Annotated in this window: 18 protein-coding genes; 13 read left to right on the forward strand and 5 right to left on the reverse strand. The window is 72.2% G+C overall.

Annotated features, from left to right (window positions below; all coding sequences use genetic code 11):
• Window positions 1-85 precede the first annotated feature (85 nt).
• Complete coding sequence (locus ACFYPJ_RS29335; protein ID WP_389023462.1) at window positions 86-601, reverse strand: DUF3515 domain-containing protein; 516 nt, start codon at window positions 599-601, stop codon at window positions 86-88.
• 20 nt (window positions 602-621) lie between these two features.
• Window positions 622-855, reverse strand: a complete 234-nt coding sequence (locus ACFYPJ_RS29340; RefSeq protein ID WP_376533245.1) for an Lrp/AsnC family transcriptional regulator — start codon at window positions 853-855, stop codon at window positions 622-624.
• Window positions 856-1106: 251 nt separating this feature from the next.
• Between ACFYPJ_RS29340 and ACFYPJ_RS29345 the strand changes: the two genes are divergently transcribed.
• Window positions 1107-2072, forward strand: a complete 966-nt coding sequence (locus tag ACFYPJ_RS29345) for a thiamine-phosphate kinase (RefSeq protein ID WP_389023465.1) — start codon at window positions 1107-1109, stop codon at window positions 2070-2072.
• Entirely contained in the window at window positions 2069-2863 is a 795-nt protein-coding gene (gene thiD, locus ACFYPJ_RS29350) for a bifunctional hydroxymethylpyrimidine kinase/phosphomethylpyrimidine kinase (RefSeq protein WP_389023468.1), read from the forward strand. Before ACFYPJ_RS29345 ends, thiD begins: the two co-directional genes overlap by 4 nt.
• Window positions 2864-3083: 220 nt before the next feature.
• On the opposite strand, the gene rpmB is transcribed toward thiD, so the two are convergent.
• Window positions 3084-3269, reverse strand: a complete 186-nt coding sequence (gene rpmB / locus ACFYPJ_RS29355; protein WP_389023471.1) for a 50S ribosomal protein L28 — start codon at window positions 3267-3269, stop codon at window positions 3084-3086.
• A gap of 257 nt (window positions 3270-3526) precedes the next feature.
• Between rpmB and ACFYPJ_RS29360 the strand changes: the two genes are divergently transcribed.
• From ACFYPJ_RS29360 to mutM, 9 genes are all read left to right on the forward strand, one after another.
• Window positions 3527-5383 (forward strand): DAK2 domain-containing protein, encoded by a 1857-nt coding sequence (locus ACFYPJ_RS29360; protein WP_389023474.1) that lies wholly within the window; start codon window positions 3527-3529, stop codon window positions 5381-5383.
• 168 nt (window positions 5384-5551) lie between these two features.
• Window positions 5552-7837: an ATP-dependent DNA helicase RecG gene (gene recG, locus ACFYPJ_RS29365; protein WP_389023477.1), complete on the forward strand. Its 2286-nt coding sequence runs from the start codon at window positions 5552-5554 to the stop codon at window positions 7835-7837.
• A gap of 60 nt (window positions 7838-7897) precedes the next feature.
• Window positions 7898-8485 carry a 16S rRNA (guanine(966)-N(2))-methyltransferase RsmD gene (gene rsmD / locus ACFYPJ_RS29370; RefSeq protein WP_389023480.1) on the forward strand — a complete coding sequence of 196 codons (588 nt, stop codon included), beginning with the start codon at window positions 7898-7900 and terminating at the stop codon, window positions 8483-8485.
• Between the two features lie 26 nt (window positions 8486-8511).
• Window positions 8512-8991, forward strand: coding sequence for a pantetheine-phosphate adenylyltransferase (gene coaD, locus ACFYPJ_RS29375; RefSeq protein ID WP_389023715.1), 480 nt, complete (start codon window positions 8512-8514; stop codon window positions 8989-8991).
• A gap of 75 nt (window positions 8992-9066) precedes the next feature.
• Window positions 9067-10224: a cell division initiation protein gene (locus ACFYPJ_RS29380; protein WP_389023483.1), complete on the forward strand. Its 1158-nt coding sequence runs from the start codon at window positions 9067-9069 to the stop codon at window positions 10222-10224.
• A gap of 132 nt (window positions 10225-10356) precedes the next feature.
• On the forward strand, window positions 10357-11001 hold the full coding sequence (locus ACFYPJ_RS29385; protein WP_389023486.1) for a YceD family protein: 645 nt from the start codon (window positions 10357-10359) through the stop codon (window positions 10999-11001).
• A 2-nt stretch (window positions 11002-11003) separates the two neighbouring features.
• Entirely contained in the window at window positions 11004-11177 is a 174-nt protein-coding gene (gene rpmF, locus ACFYPJ_RS29390) for a 50S ribosomal protein L32 (RefSeq protein ID WP_003951102.1), read from the forward strand.
• 7 nt (window positions 11178-11184) lie between these two features.
• Window positions 11185-12039, forward strand: coding sequence for a ribonuclease III (rnc, locus tag ACFYPJ_RS29395; RefSeq protein WP_389023489.1), 855 nt, complete (start codon window positions 11185-11187; stop codon window positions 12037-12039).
• Window positions 12040-12117: 78 nt separating this feature from the next.
• On the forward strand, window positions 12118-12978 hold the full coding sequence (gene mutM / locus ACFYPJ_RS29400; RefSeq protein WP_389023492.1) for a bifunctional DNA-formamidopyrimidine glycosylase/DNA-(apurinic or apyrimidinic site) lyase: 861 nt from the start codon (window positions 12118-12120) through the stop codon (window positions 12976-12978).
• Here mutM and ACFYPJ_RS29405 read toward each other — a convergent pair.
• A complete protein-coding gene (locus tag ACFYPJ_RS29405) occupies window positions 12968-13366 on the reverse strand; it encodes a winged helix-turn-helix transcriptional regulator (RefSeq protein WP_389023495.1) in 399 nt (132 codons plus the stop codon). The two genes, mutM and ACFYPJ_RS29405, sit on opposite strands and share 11 nt — an antisense overlap.
• A 77-nt stretch (window positions 13367-13443) precedes the next feature.
• Window positions 13444-14748, reverse strand: a complete 1305-nt coding sequence (locus ACFYPJ_RS29410; RefSeq protein WP_389023498.1) for a CAP domain-containing protein — start codon at window positions 14746-14748, stop codon at window positions 13444-13446.
• A gap of 170 nt (window positions 14749-14918) precedes the next feature.
• Here ACFYPJ_RS29410 and ACFYPJ_RS29415 point away from each other — a divergent pair, with 170 nt between their 5' ends.
• Both ACFYPJ_RS29415 and ACFYPJ_RS29420 read left to right on the forward strand, forming a co-directional pair.
• Entirely contained in the window at window positions 14919-15200 is a 282-nt protein-coding gene (locus ACFYPJ_RS29415) for an acylphosphatase (protein ID WP_389023500.1), read from the forward strand.
• A 383-nt stretch (window positions 15201-15583) separates the two neighbouring features.
• Window positions 15584-15787, forward strand: a complete 204-nt coding sequence (locus ACFYPJ_RS29420; RefSeq protein WP_376533258.1) for a hypothetical protein — start codon at window positions 15584-15586, stop codon at window positions 15785-15787.
• Window positions 15788-15794 lie beyond the last annotated feature (7 nt).

The raw sequence follows: 15794 nt of genomic DNA on the forward strand, positions 1-15794 counted from the left end.
CGTGCACGGTGCGCTGTGGCCGGCTGTCCGCGGTGCGCCGTGGCCGGTCGTGCGGTTCCCGGCGCTCCTGTGGGGGCGAGGGGCCTCAGGTCATGGAGGCGATCCCCTCGGGGATCGCCTTCTTCACGGCGGGCGCGAGGCCGACGAGCACCGGCGAACTCTGCCGGCCGTCCTTCCCCTTGGGCAGGGTCACCTGCACATACGCCTCGCGGTTGGCCGTGGTGAACCGCCAGGTTCCGTCGGACTGCTGCTCCATCAGCCAGTCCACGCCGTCCACCCCGCCCCCGATCGCATCGGGGTCGTCGCCCTTGGCGACCTTGGGGTCGATCATCTTGGGCGGCCGGGTGACACCGCAGCGCAGTATGATCGCCGGGCTTCCCCAGCCCGCCGTGTAGGCGGACCGGGGCTCGGGGTCGTTGCGGCTGCGCCCGTCCAGCGTCCGCGGCAGCGCCTTGTCCAGGTTCCGACACAGTCCGGCCGTCCTCGCGTCCGGGCCGGGAACCGCGACGGTGCCGCTGTCGTCTGCCGAGGAGCAGCTCGCGACGGAGATCAGCAGGGCCAGCGCGGGCAGGCCGAGCGGCCGGTGCCGGAAGAAGTTCACCGGCCAAGGGTAGACGGGGGCTACAGATGCACGATCGGGCAGGTCAGCGTGCGCGTGATGCCGTCCACTTGCTGGACTTTCGCGACCACCATGCGGCCCAGTTCGTCCACGGTGTCGGCTTGCGCGCGCACGATGACGTCATAGGGTCCCGTCACGTCCTCGGCCTGGATGACTCCAGGGAGCTTGCTGATCGTTTCGGCGACGGTCGACGCTTTGCCGACCTCTGTCTGGATCAGGATGTACGCCTGTACCACGGAACCTCCAGGGCGGCGACGAGGATCATGTGGGGAAAAGGAACGCCACGGTATCGCGTCGCCGCTCGCCGCGGGGAGACCCGCGCAGACCAGGGCCCGCGCGCCGGGGTGCAGGCGCGACGGAGGTTGACGGCCGCACCAGAGGTACCGAGGCCGGCGGCGGAGCGCGCGTGGGCACGGACGGATCGCCGGTGGGCGGGGGCAGATACTGTGCGAGCGGGTCGTAAAGGTATAGAAGGGGCGAAAGGGCAATGAAGGGCACTGTCGGTGAACTGGGGGAATTCGGGCTCATCAGAGAGCTCACCTCCCGCCTGACGACCACACCGGCGGTCCGGGTGGGTCCCGGTGACGACGCCGCGGTGGTCGCCGCCCCCGACCGCCGGGTGGTGGCGAGCACCGACATCCTTCTGGAGGGGAGGCACTTCCGGCGCGACTGGTCCACCGCGTACGACGTGGGGCGCAAGGCCGCCGCGCAGAACCTCGCCGACATCGCGGCCATGGGCGCCGTACCCACCGCCCTGCTGCTCGGCCTGGTCGTACCCGCCGAACTCCCGGTCACCTGGCCCAGCGAGCTGATGGACGGACTGCGCGACGAGTGCCAGGTCGCCGGCGCCTCGGTGGTCGGCGGCGACGTGGTGCGCGGCGAGACGATCACGGTGTCGATCACCGCGCTCGGTGATCTGCGCAACCAGGAACCGGTGACCCGGGCCGGCGCACAGCCCGGCGACCTGGTCGCGGTCGCCGGCTGGCTCGGCTGGTCCGCCGCCGGGTACGCGGTGCTCTCCCGCGGCTTCCGCTCGCCGCGCGCCTTCGTCGAGGCCCACCGGCGGCCCGAGCCGCCCTACCACGCGGGTCCGGCCGCCGCCGCGCTGGGCGCGACCGCGATGTGCGACGTGAGCGACGGGCTGATCGCCGACCTCGGGCACATCGCGGAGGCCAGCAAGGTCCGCATCGACGTCCGCTCCGGCGCCATGGACGTACCGTCCCAGATGAACGACATCGGGCAGGCCGTCGGCGTCGACCCGCTCCAGTGGGTGCTGACCGGGGGAGAGGACCACGCGATCGTGGCGACCTTCCCGCCGGACGTGAAGCTCCCGGCCCGCTGGAAGGTGATCGGCGAGGTCCTCAACCCCTCGGCGCTGCCCCGGGTGACGGTCGACGGTGCGCCGTGGACCAGCAAGGGCGGCTGGGACCACTTCGGGGACATCGAGTCATGAGCGCGCCACCCAGGGTGCTGACGGTCGCCGGCTCCGACTCCGGCGGGGGCGCGGGCATCCAGGCCGACCTGAAGACGATGCTGGCGCTGGGCGTGCACGGCATGAGCGTGATCACCGCGGTCACCGCGCAGAACTCACTCGGGGTGCAGGCCGCCTGGGAACTGCCGGCGGAGGCGGTACGGGCCCAGTACCGCAGCGTCGTCGACGACATCGGCGTGCAGGCGGTGAAGACCGGGATGCTGGCCTCCGCCGAACTCGTCGAGACGGTCGCAGACTTGCTCGGCGCCACGGACGCGCCCCTGGTCGTCGACCCGGTGGGGGTCTCCAAGCACGGCGATCCGCTGCTGGCCGCCTCGGCGCTGGACTCGGTGCGCACGGCCCTGCTGCCGCTGGCGACCGTGGCCACCCCGAACCTCGACGAGGTGACCCAACTCACCGGCGTACGCGTCGCATCGGAGTCCGGGATGCGCGAGGCCGCCGCGGCGGTGCTGGCGTACGGACCGGACTGGGTGCTGATCAAGGGCGGGCACCTGGCCGGGGACGCCGTGGACCTGCTCACGGACGGCACGCGTGAGCACTGGCTGCGGGCGCCCCGGCACGACAACCGGCACACGCACGGCACCGGCTGCACGCTGGCGTCCGCCATCGCGGCGGGGCTGGCGAAGGGGCTGCCCGTGCCCGAGGCGGTGACCGAGGCCAAGGAGTACGTCACCGGGGCCATCGCGGCCGGGTTCGCCCTGGGCCGGGGAATCGGGCCCGTGGACCACGGCTGGCGCTTCCGGACGGGCTGACCTCGTCGTACGGGCAGGGATCCGGGCCGGGGAACGGGCGTATGGCGCCGGGGAACGGGCGTACGGCGCTACGCGCCTGCCGGGCGGTCCAACGGCGCACCACCATGCGGGCACGGCAAAAAGCCGGTCCACCCTCGGGTGGACCGGCTCGATGCGGCGAACCGGCGATGGCCGCGCACTACGAGGTCCCCCGGCCCGTTCAGAGCGCGGGGGAGGTGCGTCAGCGCGAGACCTTGCCGGCCTTGATGCACGAGGTGCAGGCGTTCACGCGCTTCGGCGTCCCGCCGACCACGGTACGCACACGCTGGATGTTCGGGTTCCAGCGACGGGGCGTACGGCGGTGCGAGTGCGAGATTTTGTTGCCGAAGCCCGGCCCCTTGCCGCAGACGTCGCAGTTGGCAGCCACGGGTCACTCCAAAGACTTCAGATGCACTTACGGTTGATCCCGGCTTGCCGGAGATCGAGATCCATGGATCGAAGATCTTGAGTGGCGTTGCCAGGGGAATGGCCCGATCAGGATCGGGCAACCGGAGCAGCATACAACGGCTGCGTCCGTGGGGCGAAACTACCATGGCAGCTCAAGGGCCCCTGCGGCCCTGCTCCGGCCGGCGACGCTCCGGGGTCTACGCTGCGTCCACGTCCGGCCGGCTCAGGGAGGCGCAGGTGGCGCAGGTGCCGCAGACATTCCTCGATGCTCTCGCGGTGCGCAGCTGGTGCGGTCACGCGCTCCGGGCGCTGGGACGGGCCCGCGAGGAGATCGACGCGATCAACGTGTACCCGGTGCCGGACGGCGACACGGGGACCAACCTGTACCTGACCGTGGAATCGGCCGCGGCCGCCGTCGAGGCGGTGTTCGCCGGGTACGAGGCGGGCGCGGGGGAGGGCGCGGTGCCGTCGCTCGCCGAGGCCGTGCACGCCATGGCGCACGGGGCCCTCATCGGGGCGCGCGGCAACTCCGGGACGATCCTCGCGCAACTGCTGCGCGGCATGGCACAGGTGCTCGCGGCCGGGGCGCCCACCGGTGCGGTGCCCGCCAGGAGTGCCGCCACTGCTGCCACTCCCGCGGCTCAGGCGGTGGATCCGGGCGACCCGGGCGACCCGTCCGCGCGGGCGGACGGGTCAGGGGCGGACGGTGCCGACGGAGCGGGGCTCGGGCGCGCGCTGCGGCAGGCCGCCGACTCCGCCCGCCTGGCCGTGGCCCACCCGGTCGAGGGCACCGTGCTCTCGGTCGCCTCGGCGGCGGCGGAGGCGGCCGATGCGGCCGAGGGCGACTGCGAGGCGGTGGCCCGGGCCGCCTATACGGCCGCGTGCGCGGCGCTGGCGGCCACTCCGGGCCAGCTGGCCGTCCTGGAGCGGGCCGGGGTGGTCGACGCCGGAGGGAGCGGTCTGGTGGCCGTCCTCGCGGCACTGGTGGAGACGTTCACGGGGGAGGCGCCCGGCGCCGCCGTCCCGATACGCGGGCCGCACGCGCGTGTGGCACCCGAAAGCGGCGCCGAGCCTCCCGCCGCACCCGCACCCGCACCCGCACCCGCGTACGCGTGCCTGCCGGCCGGTGCCGGGGAGGACACCGGACACGGCGACGGGGCGGAACGGAGCGGGCCCGCCTACGAGGTGATCTATCTCCTGGAAGCCGCAGACACCGCCGTGGACCGGCTGCGGGCCAGGCTCGACCGCCTCGGTGACTCCCTCGTGGTGGTCGGCGGCGACGGGCTGTGGAACGTCCATGTGCACGTCGACGACGCGGGCGCCGCCGTGGAGGCGGGCGTCGAGGCGGGGCGGCCGTACCGGATCCGGATCACCCACTTCGGCCAGGGCGACGTCCGTGCCCACGGGGGTGAGCTGCCGCCCCGGGAACGGGTGCAGCGGGCCCTCGTCGCCGTCGTGCCCGGCGAGGGCCTGGCCGGGCTGTATACCGAGGCCGGGGCCACCACCGTGCTCGCCCGCCCGGGAGAGCCGCCGGCGAGCGGCGAACTGGTCGAGGCGGTACGGCGGGCCCACGCGCGTGAGGTCGTGCTGCTCCCGAACGACGGCGAACTGCGGCACACCGCGGCCGCGGCGGCCGAGCAGGCCCGCGCCGAGGGCGTCCGCGTCGCACTCATCCCGACCCGCTCCGCCGTGCAGGGGATCGCCGCGCTCGCCGTGCACGAGCCGCGGCGCCGCTTCGACGAGGACGTGGTCCAGATGACCTCGGCCGCGGGCGCCACCCGCTACGCGGAGGTCGCCGTCGCCGAACGGCAGTCCTGGACCATGGCCGGCATCTGCCAGGCCGGTGACGTCCTCGGCCTCGTCGAGGGCGACGTCGCGGTGATCGGCTCGGAGGTCACCGGCACCGCCGTCGCCGTCCTGGACCGCATGCTCCAGGCCGGCGGGGAACTGGTCACCATCGTCCTCGGCGACGACGCGCCCGCCGCGGTCGCCGACCGGCTGGAGACACACGTGCGCGAGTCCTACCTCGCCGTCGACACGGTGGTGTACCGCGGGGGACGGCAGGGAGCGCTGCTCCTCATCGGCGTGGAGTGAGACGGGGCGGCCCCCCGCCCGGCAGCGGCCGGACTTCCAGCCGCCTTTCCGGCCCTGCCTCCCCGGTCTCCGGGGCCGGCGTCGTGCCGCCCCTGCCTCCGCGCCGTGCCGCCACCCGGCCAGGGGTTTCCCGGGACGTATGCCGCTTTGTCAGTGCCGTGGTGTGCAATGGATCTCGTGCCCGCACTGGAAGAACCACCGAATCGAACGCTGGACCAACCGCTGAAGTCGGTGCTCGGCCCCGCCACCGCCAAGGTGATGGCCGAGCACCTCGGCCTGCACTCCGTCGGGGACCTCCTGCACCACTACCCCCGCAGATACGAGGAGCGCGGGCAGCTCACCCACCTCGCCGATCTCCCGATGGACGAGCACGTCACGGTGGTCGCCCAGGTCGCCGACGCCCGCCTGCACTCGTTCGCCTCCGCCAAGGCCCCCCGCGGCAAGGGCCAGCGGCTCGAAGTGACCATCACCGACGGCAGCGGACGGCTCCAGCTGGTCTTCTTCGGCCACGGCGTGCACAAGCCGCACAAGGAACTCCTGCCGGGCACCCGTGCGATGTTCGCGGGCAAGGTCTCCGTCTTCAACCGGCGGCTCCAGCTGGCCCATCCGGCGTACGAACTGCTCCACGGCGCCGACGACGACGCCGCGGAGACGGTGGAGACCTGGGCCGGCGCCCTGATCCCGATCTATCCGGCCACCGCCAAGCTGGAGTCCTGGAAGATCGGCAAGGCGCTGCAGACGGTGCTCCCCAGCGCCCAGGACGCGGTGGACCCGCTGCCCGGGCCGCTGCGCGCGGGCCGCGGTCTGGTCCCGCTGCCCGAGGCCCTGCTCAAGATCCACCGCCCGCACACCAAGGCGGACATCGCCGACGCCCGCGCCCGCCTCAAGTGGGACGAGGCGTTCGTCCTCCAGGTCGCCCTGGCCCGCCGCCGGCACGCCGAGAGCCTGCTGCCCGCCGTCCCGCGCAGGCCCGCCCCCGACGGCCTGCTGGCCGTCTTCGACGAGCGGCTGCCCTTCACCCTCACCGACGGCCAGCGCAAGGTCTCGAAGGAGATCTTCGACGACCTGGCCACCGAACACCCCATGCACCGGCTGCTCCAGGGCGAGGTCGGCAGCGGCAAGACGTTGGTCGCCCTGCGCGCCATGCTCGCCGTCGTCGACGCGGGCGGCCAGGCCGCCATGCTCGCGCCGACCGAGGTGCTGGCCCAGCAGCACCACCGCTCCATCGTGGAGATGATGGGCGAGCTGGCCGAGGGCGGGATGCTCGGCGGTGCCGACGACGCCACCAAGGTGGTGCTGCTCACCGGTTCCATGGGGGCCGCCGCCCGCCGGCAGGCGCTGCTCGACCTGGTGACCGGGGAGGCCGGGATCGTGATCGGCACGCACGCGCTGATCGAGGACAAGGTGCAGTTCCACGACCTCGGGCTGGTCGTCGTGGACGAGCAGCACCGCTTCGGCGTGGAGCAGCGCGACGCCCTGCGCGGCAAGGGGAAGCAGCCCCCGCACCTGCTGGTCATGACCGCCACGCCGATCCCGCGGACCGTCGCCATGACGGTCTTCGGCGACCTGGAGACCTCCGTCCTCGACCAACTGCCCGCCGGGCGCTCGCCGATCGCCAGCCATGTCGTGCCGGCGGCCGACAAGCCGCACTTCCTGGCCCGCGCCTGGGAGCGGGTGCGCGAGGAGGTCGAGGGCGGGCACCAGGCGTACGTCGTCTGCCCGCGGATCGGCGACGAGGACGACGACCCGAAGAACCCGGAGAACCCGGAGAACCCGGAGAACCCGGAGAACCCGAAGAAGGCGAGTGCCGCGAAGTCGCCCGAGGACGAGGCCGAGAAGCGGCCCCCGCTCGCCGTCCTGGACATCGCGGACCGACTCGGCAGGGGCCCGCTGCGCGGCCTGAAGGTCGAGATCCTGCACGGCCGGATGCCGCCCGACGACAAGGACGCGGTCATGCGCCGTTTCGCGGCCGGCGAGACCGACGTCCTGGTGGCCACGACGGTCATCGAGGTCGGCGTCAACGTCCCGAACGCCACGGCGATGGTGATCATGGACGCGGACCGCTTCGGCGTCTCCCAGCTGCACCAGTTGCGCGGCCGTGTCGGCCGTGGCTCGGCCCCTGGACTGTGCCTGCTGGTCACCGAGATGCCCGAGGCGAGCGCGGCCCGCCAGCGGCTGAACGCCGTCGCCGCCACCCTCGACGGCTTCGAGCTGTCCCGTATCGACCTGGAACAGCGCCGGGAGGGCGACGTCCTCGGCCAGGCCCAGTCCGGTGCCCGCACCAGCCTGCGGGTGCTCGCCGTCATCGAGGACGAGGAGATCATCGCCGAGGCGCGCGAGGAGGCGGTCGCGGTGGTCGCCGCCGATCCCGGCCTGGACCGCATGCCGGGGCTGCGGACGGCGCTGGACGCCCTGGTGGACGACGAACGGGAGCAGTACCTGGAGAAGGGCTGAGACACTGGGACCGCCACCATCCGAACGCACCCCGTGCCCAGCACCCGACAAGGACCGAAGATGACCCGCGTGATCGCCGGCCGGGCCGGCGGACGCCGTCTGGCCGTTCCGCCGGGCAACGGAACCCGGCCCACCTCCGACCGGGCCCGCGAGGCACTCTTCTCCACCTGGCAGTCCCTGCTCGGCGGCCCCCTGGACGGCGAGCGCGTCCTCGACCTCTACGCGGGCTCGGGCGCCGTCGGCCTGGAGGCGCTGTCCCGCGGCGCCGGTCACACCCTGCTCGTCGAGGCCGACGCCCGGGCCGCCCGCACGATCCGCGAGAACGTCCGGCAACTGGGCCTGCCGGGCGCCGAGGTCAGGTCGGGCAAGGCGGAGCAGATCATCCGGACCCCGGCGCCGGCCGAGCCGTACGACCTCGTCTTCCTCGATCCCCCGTACGCCGTGTCGGACGGCGATCTTCGGGAGATTCTGCTCACACTCCGCGCGGAGGGCTGGCTCGCGACCGAAGCCCTCGTCACCGTGGAACGCAGCACCAGAGGCGGGGATTTCCACTGGCCGGACGGCTTCGAAGCGATCCGGACCCGGCGCTACGGCGAGGGAACGTTTTGGTACGGTCGCGCCGCTTCCCCGTACGAAGACGCACGATGACCGGACCGGAGAGCGAGGGACCACAAGTGCGCCGTGCCGTCTGTCCCGGGTCGTTCGACCCCATCACCAACGGACACCTCGACATCATCTCCCGCGCCTCCCGTCTGTACGACGAGGTCTATGTCGCGGTGATGATCAACAAGTCCAAGAAGGGCCTGTTCGAGATCGACGAGCGGATCGACCTGATCCGCCAGGTCACCGCCGAATACGGAAACGTACGCATCGAGGCGTTCCACGGCCTTCTCGTCGACTTCTGCAAGCAGCGTGACATCCCGGCCATCGTCAAGGGCCTGCGCGCCGTCAGCGACTTCGACTACGAACTGCAGATGGCCCAGATGAACAACGGCCTCTCGGGCGTCGAGACCCTCTTCGTCCCCACCAACCCCACCTACAGCTTCCTCTCCTCCTCGTTGGTCAAGGAGGTCGCGGCGTGGGGCGGTGACGTCTCCCATCTGGTGCCCCCGGTGGTCCTCGACGCCCTCAACGAGCGTCTGCGCAAGGACTGAACGGACTCGATGGACTGATGGGACTACAGTCGTTCCGTCCGTCTCCAACCCGGCTGTAGAGAGTGGCGAGCACAGGTGGACGTGCAGAAGAAGCTCGACGAGATCGTGACCGCGGTCTCCAGCGCACGGGCGATGCCCATGTCGGCGTCGTGCGTGGTCAACCGCGCCGACCTGCTCGCGATGCTCGAAGAGGTGCGTCAGGCCCTGCCCGGCTCCCTCGCCCAGGCCCAGGAGCTGATCGGCGGCCGTGAGCAGATGGTCGAGCAGGCCCGCCAGGAGGCCGAGCAGATCATCCAGCACGCGCACGCCGAGCGCGGCTCGCTGATCTCCGACACCGAGATCGCCCGCCGTTCCCAGGACGAGTCGGAGCGGATCCTCGCCGTGGCCCGCAAGGAGTCCGAGGAGATCCGGGCCGAGGCCGACGACTACGTGGACTCCAAGCTCGCCAACTTCGAGGTCGTCCTCACCAAGACCCTCGGCTCCGTCGGCCGCGGCCGCGAAAAGCTGCTGGGCACCGGCCCCGGCCTCGACGAGGCCGGCTACGAGGACGAGGACGCCCCCGAGCGCAGCCACGACCCGGAGACCCTGCGGCGCACCGCCGACGAGTACGTGGACCTCAAGCTGGGCGCCTTCGAAGCGGTCCTGGCCAAGACCCTGGAGGCCGTCGGCCGCGGCCGGCAGACGCTGCACGGCCGCATCGCCACCGACGACCTCGGCGCTCTCGCCGACGACCAGACGACGTTCCGGCACTCCAGCGACGCCGACTACCTGGCCGGCCTCGCGGAGCCGTCGGACCCGTCGGCCGAGCCCGCTGCGCACCAGCAGCCGGCCGCACCGTACGAACAGCAGCCCGGCGTGCCCTACGAGCCGCAGCCCGCGTACGCCGCCGACTACGCGACCGGCGGCGTCCCCGTCCAGCAGCAGGACCCGTACGGGGCCTTCCCGCAGCAGCAGGGCCACGAGGGCTACGCACAGCAGGACCCGTATGCCGCCACCGCCGGCTACGCACCGGGCGGTGTCCAGCAGGCCGACCCCTACGCCGTCGCGCCCGGCTACGCCCAGACCGCGGACGCCGCCTTCCAGGGCTACGACGTCCAGCAGACCGGCTACGACCAGGGTCAGGACCGGCAGCAGCACCAGCAGGGCTACGCCCTCGACGAGACCAGCCTCTTCGACACCAGCATGATCAGCGCGGAACAGCTGCGGGCGTACGAACAGCGCCGGGGCCTGTGACCGGACACCGGATTGGGCCGACAGCGGATGGTCCAGTACTCTGGCTGTTCGGTCACGGGTACGTCCGTGATCAGCGCTGCCCCGGAACACTCCGGGCGACGACCCCCTGAGCTCGGAAGACCGAAAGCAGGAATGACCGCCAACGCTCGCCTCGACCATCGTGCCCCTCTCGTGTTCGACACGCATGAGCTGGGGCGGCGTCCCGGCGCGCTGCAGCGGCTGGCCCGCGCAGTCGACGCCCCCAAGGACTTCGGTGTCCGGGGGGTCGTCGAAGTGCCGCAAGGCACCCCGGTGCAGCTCGACCTCCGGCTGGAGTCCGTCATGGAAGGTGTGCTCGTCACAGGCACCGCCCGTGCACGGGCCGAGGGGGAGTGCGTAAGGTGTCTGGAGCCGGTCGGGCTGGAGCTCGAAGCGGACTTCCAGGAACTGTTCTCGTACCCTGACGCCGACGACCGGGGCCGCGTGATCGCGGAACCGGGCGACGACGCCGAGGACGACGAGGACAGGTACTTCATCGAGGACGGACTCTTCGACCTCGAACCCCCGCTGCGTGATGCGGTGGTGCTCGCACTGCCGATGCAGCCGGTGTGCCGGGACGACTGTCCGGGTCTGTGCTCCGAATGCGGAGCGCGGCTCGCGGACGAACCGGACCACCATCACAACGCCGCCGACATCCGTTGGGCGGCTTTGCAGGGACTCGCCGACACCATGAGGGACGGCGAGAAGGACGACATGGGCGGCGCCGGAGCAGGCGTCGACGAGAAGCAGGAGAAGTAGCCGTGGCTGTTCCGAAGCGGAAGATGTCGCGCAGCAACACGCGCCACCGCCGGTCGCAGTGGAAGGCTGCGGTCCCCACCCTGGTTGCGTGCGAGCGCTGCCACGAGCCCAAGCAGCAGCACATTGCGTGCCCGTCGTGCGGCACCTACAACAAGCGCCAGGTTCTAGAGGTCTGAGCGGCTGGTGAGAGGCACTGTGTCCACACCGAAGAAGAACTCTTCCCGCGTGAGCGGAAACGGACCAGCGGACAACACGGCCTCGTCCCACACGCTTCTGGAAGGGCGGCTCGGCTACCAGCTTGAGTCCGCCCTTCTGGTGCGTGCACTGACCCACCGTTCCTACGCGTACGAGAACGGCGGTCTGCCGACGAACGAGCGGCTGGAGTTCCTCGGGGACTCCGTGCTCGGCCTCGTCGTCACCGACACGCTGTACCGCACCCACCCCGACCTGCCCGAGGGCCAGCTGGCCAAGCTCCGGGCCGCGGTGGTGAACTCGCGGGCGCTCGCGGAGGTGGGCCGCGGCCTCGAACTGGGCTCCTTCATCCGGCTCGGCCGCGGTGAAGAGGGCACGGGCGGCCGGGACAAGGCATCCATCCTCGCCGACACGCTGGAAGCGGTGATCGGCGCGGTCTATCTCGATCAGGGCCTCGACGCGGCGTCCGAGCTGGTGCACCGGCTGTTCGACCCGCTGATCGAGAAGTCCTCGAACCTCGGAGCCGGCCTGGACTGGAAGACCAGCCTCCAGGAACTGACCGCGATGGAGGGGCTCGGCGTGCCCGAGTACCTGGTCACGGAGACCGGACCCGACCACGAGAAGACCTTCACTGCTGCTGCCCGCGTCGGAGGCGTCTCGTACGGCACCGGCACCGGCCGCAGCAAGAAGGAGGCGGAGCAGCAGGCCGCCGAGTCCGCCTGGCGGTCCATCCGGGCCGCCGCGGACGAGCGCGCCAAGACCGGGCAACCGGCCGAGGAGGCCGTCGTCGAGGCGGCCGAGGCGTCCACCGGCGGCGATCCGGACGAGGCCGCCGCCTCCGCCTGACCATCAGCACATCCGGACCGCCCGTCCCCTGCGAGGGGCGGGCGGTCGTCTTTCCGCACCGTCCGTCACGGGGGTCCCATGCCTGAACTGCCCGAGGTCGAGGTCGTACGCCGGGGCCTGGAGCGGTGGGTCGCCCACCGCACTGTCGCCGACGCCGAGGTGCTGCACCCGCGCGCCGTACGCCGTCATGTGGCCGGCGCCGACGACTTCGTGCACCGCCTCAAGGGCCACCGCGTCGGCGTTGCCGTGCGCCGCGGCAAATACCTGTGGCTGCCGCTCGCGGACACGGACCTGTCGGTCCTGGCGCACCTGGGGATGAGCGGTCAACTGCTGGTCCAGCCGCGGGAGGCGCCGGACGAGAAGCACCTCAGGATCCGGGTGCGGTTCGCCGACGACCTGGGCACCGAACTGCGCTTCGTCGACCAGCGCACCTTCGGCGGCCTCTCCCTGCACCCCACCACTGCGGACGGGCTGCCCGACGTCATCGCCCACATCGCCCGCGACCCCCTCGACCCGCTTTTCGACGACGAGGCGTTCCACCAGGCGCTGCGCCGCAAGCGGACCACCATCAAACGGGCGCTGCTGGACCAGTCGCTGATCAGCGGCGTCGGCAACATCTACGCGGACGAGGCGCTCTGGCGGGCCCGGATCCACTACGAGCGTCCGACCGCGCACTTCACCCGGCCGCACACGGCCGGACTGCTGGGCCATGTGCGGGACGTGATGAACGCGGCCCTCGCCGTCGGCGGCACCAGCTTCGACAGCCTGTATGTCAACGTCAACGGCGAATCCGGATACTTCGACCGGTCCCTCGACGCCTACGGGCGCGAGGGGTTGCCCTGCCGGCGCTGCGGGACACCGATACGCCGTCGCCCCTGGATGAACCGGTCCAGCTACTTCTGCCCGAAGTGCCAGCGCCCGCCGCGCGTCACACCGTAGCGGTCCGGGCGTCGTACGCCGCGCGGGCCCTCAGGACGTCGTCCATGGCGCCCTCCACGCACTGGATGAGGGCCAGCAGCCGCCCGGCGACCTTGTGGCCCAGCGGCGTCAGCTCGTAGTCCACCCGGGGCGGGTTCGCCGACCGGGCCTCGCGGTGCACCAGGCCGTCGCGTTCCAGCGCGTGCAGCGTCTGGGACAGCATCTTCTCGCTCACCCCGTCGACGCGGCGGCGCAGTTCGTTGAAGCGGTACGAGCCTTCGTACAGGGCACCCAGGGTGAGCGCGCCCCAACGGCCCGTGACGTGCTCCAGTGTGCCGCGCGACGGACACACCTTGGCGAACACGTCGTACAGGCGCTGCTCCTCGGTTCGCTCCTCGGTCGTGGCCATGGCGTCAGCGTAGGTGAGCCGCGGTGCCGACCGCCAGGTCGTGCCGCCCAGGAGCCGGCGGTGCCGGTGCGGGCGGGTCAGCGGCCGAAGTCCTGGGTCCACCACGGGCCGCCGGAACCGAAGTGCACACCGACGCCGAGGGTCGTGAAGTCGCAGTTCAGGATGTTGGCCCGGTGCCCCGGGCTGTTCATCCACGCTTCCATCACGGCGGCCGCGTCGGCCTGGCCCCGGGCTATGTTCTCGCCGCCGAGACCGGAGACGCCGGCCGCGGACGCCCGGTCCCACGGGGTTCTCCCGTCCGGGTCGGTGTGGTCGAAGAAGTCCCGCGCAGCCATGTCGGCGCTGAACGCCTCGGCCAGCCGGGTCAGCGGGCCGCTCGCCGTCAGCGCGCCGCACCCGGCCTTCGCCCGCTCCTCGTTGACCAGCTTCAGCACCTGCGCCTCGGCGGCGGTCGCCGCGGACACCGTCGCGGGCGCCGACGTCCGCTGGGTCGGCGCGGGCGCCGCGGGCGTGGTCGGCTTCCGGGTCGGCTGCTTCGAGGGGGTGGCCGTCGGGTGCTTCGACGGCGTCCTGGCCGGGGCGGGCGCGGAGGAGGCCGGGGTGGACGACGCGGACGAGGACGGCCGGGGAGTGGCACGGCCGCCGGGCGTGCCGTCGTGGCCGGGTTCGGTGCTGCCGGCGGTGCCGCCCTGCTCCGTCGGCGTGTTGCCCGGCTCCCCGTCGGCCCGCACCTGGTCGCCGTCGCTCGTGCCGCCGGTCCGGTAGCCGTCCAGACCGGGCAGGACGCCCGTGGCCACCGCGACGGTACCGAGGGCGACGGCGGCGGAGACGCCGAGCAGGCCCGTGCGCACGGTCGCGGCGCCCTTCTTCTTCCGCCGGTGCCCCCGCTCGCGCGGCCCGTCCTCGTCGAAGGGGGCGAACTCCGGCGGGGAGAACCCGCCGCCGCCCGGGCCCCGGGCGCCCGTCTGCTCGGGGCGCGGCCCGTACCCCTGGTCCGGCAGCCGCCCGTACCCGTCTCCCGGGCGCTGCTCGTACCCGCCGTGCGGTCGGCGCCCGTACCCGTCGCCGGGCTGCCGTCCGTACTCGCCGTCCGGCTGCCGCCCGTAGCCGCCGCGGGGCTGCCGTCCGTGCGCGTCGTCCGGTCGAGGTCCGTAGGGGGCGTCCGTCGTCGCGTACAGGTACGCCGTGCTCGCCGCGCTCTGCGCGTCGGGAGCGGAGTACGTCCGCGGGTACGGATTCTGCGGGTTCGGACAGGGGGCGGTGCCCGTGGAGGCGCGGTCGTCCGGGTACGGGTGCCGCGGGTCGGGACCCTGCGGGGCCGAGCCGCGCGGCGGTATGACTCCGGTGGCGCGGCCGGCGGCGGAGCGTCGGTGGCGTCCCATGTCCTGGCCTTCCCTCGGTCTCGCGGGCGACCCCCCCCATGCGAACCCGTGGGTCAACCCATCTCACTCGAACGAGTGAGATTCATATGAGATTCATTGGGTCGGGACGGTACCGCATGGGGCCCGGACGGGAAGTGCCCCTGGAGAGATCGGCCCGCTAGGTTGCAGCCATGAGCGACGACGTACGGCTGGTCGCCTGGGTGCGCGGACGCGTCCAGGGTGTGGGTTTCCGCTGGTTCACCCGGGCCAAGGCACTGGAGATCGGAGGTCTGAGCGGATTTGCCCTCAACCTGGGGGACGGTCGCGTGCAGGTGGTCGCCGAAGGGACCCGGGAGCACTGCGAGGGGCTTCTCGACTGGCTCCAGGGCGCCGACACGCCCGGGCGGGTGGACGGCGTCACGGAGATCTGGGACACACCCCGCGGGGGTTACGAGGGGTTCGCCATGCGCTGAGCCCGGCCGGCGGACGGCCGCGGCCGGTAGCGGCGGCACGTGCCCGCGGCACCTGCTGGAAGTGGAAACGCCCTGGTGGTTGCCAAGGACCGGCAGCCGTGGCAGGCTCCCCCGGTACGAGTGATCGCCATGCCCTGAGGGCCCCGTGGCGGACGTGGCGCGGCCCCTCCGACGGCCGGGCGTCCCCGGGATGTCCGCCGACACGGGGCGTGATCGTGTTGACCGTCAAACTTTTTGGTGAGACGCTGAAAGCCCCGCGCACCTTAGCTGTTTGGCATGTAGGAACAGCAGAGCAACACTCGGCAGTGCCAAGCACCGCGGGTGCGAATCCCTCACGACCCACACCGATTCGGTCGGTCACTCAGTGTGGAGGACCATCCATCATGGCAAAGGCGCTTCTCGGTTACGTCGGCGGCTCCGACCCTCGACTCCTTGCCGAGATGCGACGGCTCCAGCAGCGCGTCCAGGACCTGGAATCCGAGCTCGTACGGATCCAGGCGGAGAACGAGGCGCTGACGGCTGCCGCTTCTCACGACAGGGTCATGGAGAGCATCGACGCACACCAGGCGGAGCCTGCGCTCACCTGATCACTGC

Origin of the sequence: Streptomyces sp. NPDC006012, assembly GCF_042871185.1 — a bacterium.
In the GTDB taxonomy this organism is placed as follows: Bacteria; Actinomycetota; Actinomycetes; order Streptomycetales; family Streptomycetaceae; genus Streptomyces.

What these genes read in the sequence shown, in the direction of transcription:
- ACFYPJ_RS29345 (WP_389023465.1), top strand. Translation starts at nt 1,107, where the DNA reads ATGAAGGGCACTGTCGGTGAACTGGGGGAATTCGGGCTCATCAGAGAG.
- thiD (WP_389023468.1), top strand. Translation starts at nt 2,069, where the DNA reads ATGAGCGCGCCACCCAGGGTGCTGACGGTCGCCGGCTCCGACTCCGGC.
- recG (WP_389023477.1), top strand. Translation starts at nt 5,552, where the DNA reads ATGGATCTCGTGCCCGCACTGGAAGAACCACCGAATCGAACGCTGGAC.
- rsmD (WP_389023480.1), top strand. Translation starts at nt 7,898, where the DNA reads ATGACCCGCGTGATCGCCGGCCGGGCCGGCGGACGCCGTCTGGCCGTT.
- ACFYPJ_RS29385 (WP_389023486.1), top strand. Translation starts at nt 10,357, where the DNA reads ATGACCGCCAACGCTCGCCTCGACCATCGTGCCCCTCTCGTGTTCGAC.
- mutM (WP_389023492.1), top strand. Translation starts at nt 12,118, where the DNA reads ATGCCTGAACTGCCCGAGGTCGAGGTCGTACGCCGGGGCCTGGAGCGG.
- ACFYPJ_RS29405 (WP_389023495.1), bottom strand. Translation starts at nt 13,366, where the DNA reads ATGGCCACGACCGAGGAGCGAACCGAGGAGCAGCGCCTGTACGACGTG.
- ACFYPJ_RS29410 (WP_389023498.1), bottom strand. Translation starts at nt 14,748, where the DNA reads ATGGGACGCCACCGACGCTCCGCCGCCGGCCGCGCCACCGGAGTCATA.
- ACFYPJ_RS29415 (WP_389023500.1), top strand. Translation starts at nt 14,919, where the DNA reads ATGAGCGACGACGTACGGCTGGTCGCCTGGGTGCGCGGACGCGTCCAG.
- ACFYPJ_RS29420 (WP_376533258.1), top strand. Translation starts at nt 15,584, where the DNA reads ATGGCAAAGGCGCTTCTCGGTTACGTCGGCGGCTCCGACCCTCGACTC.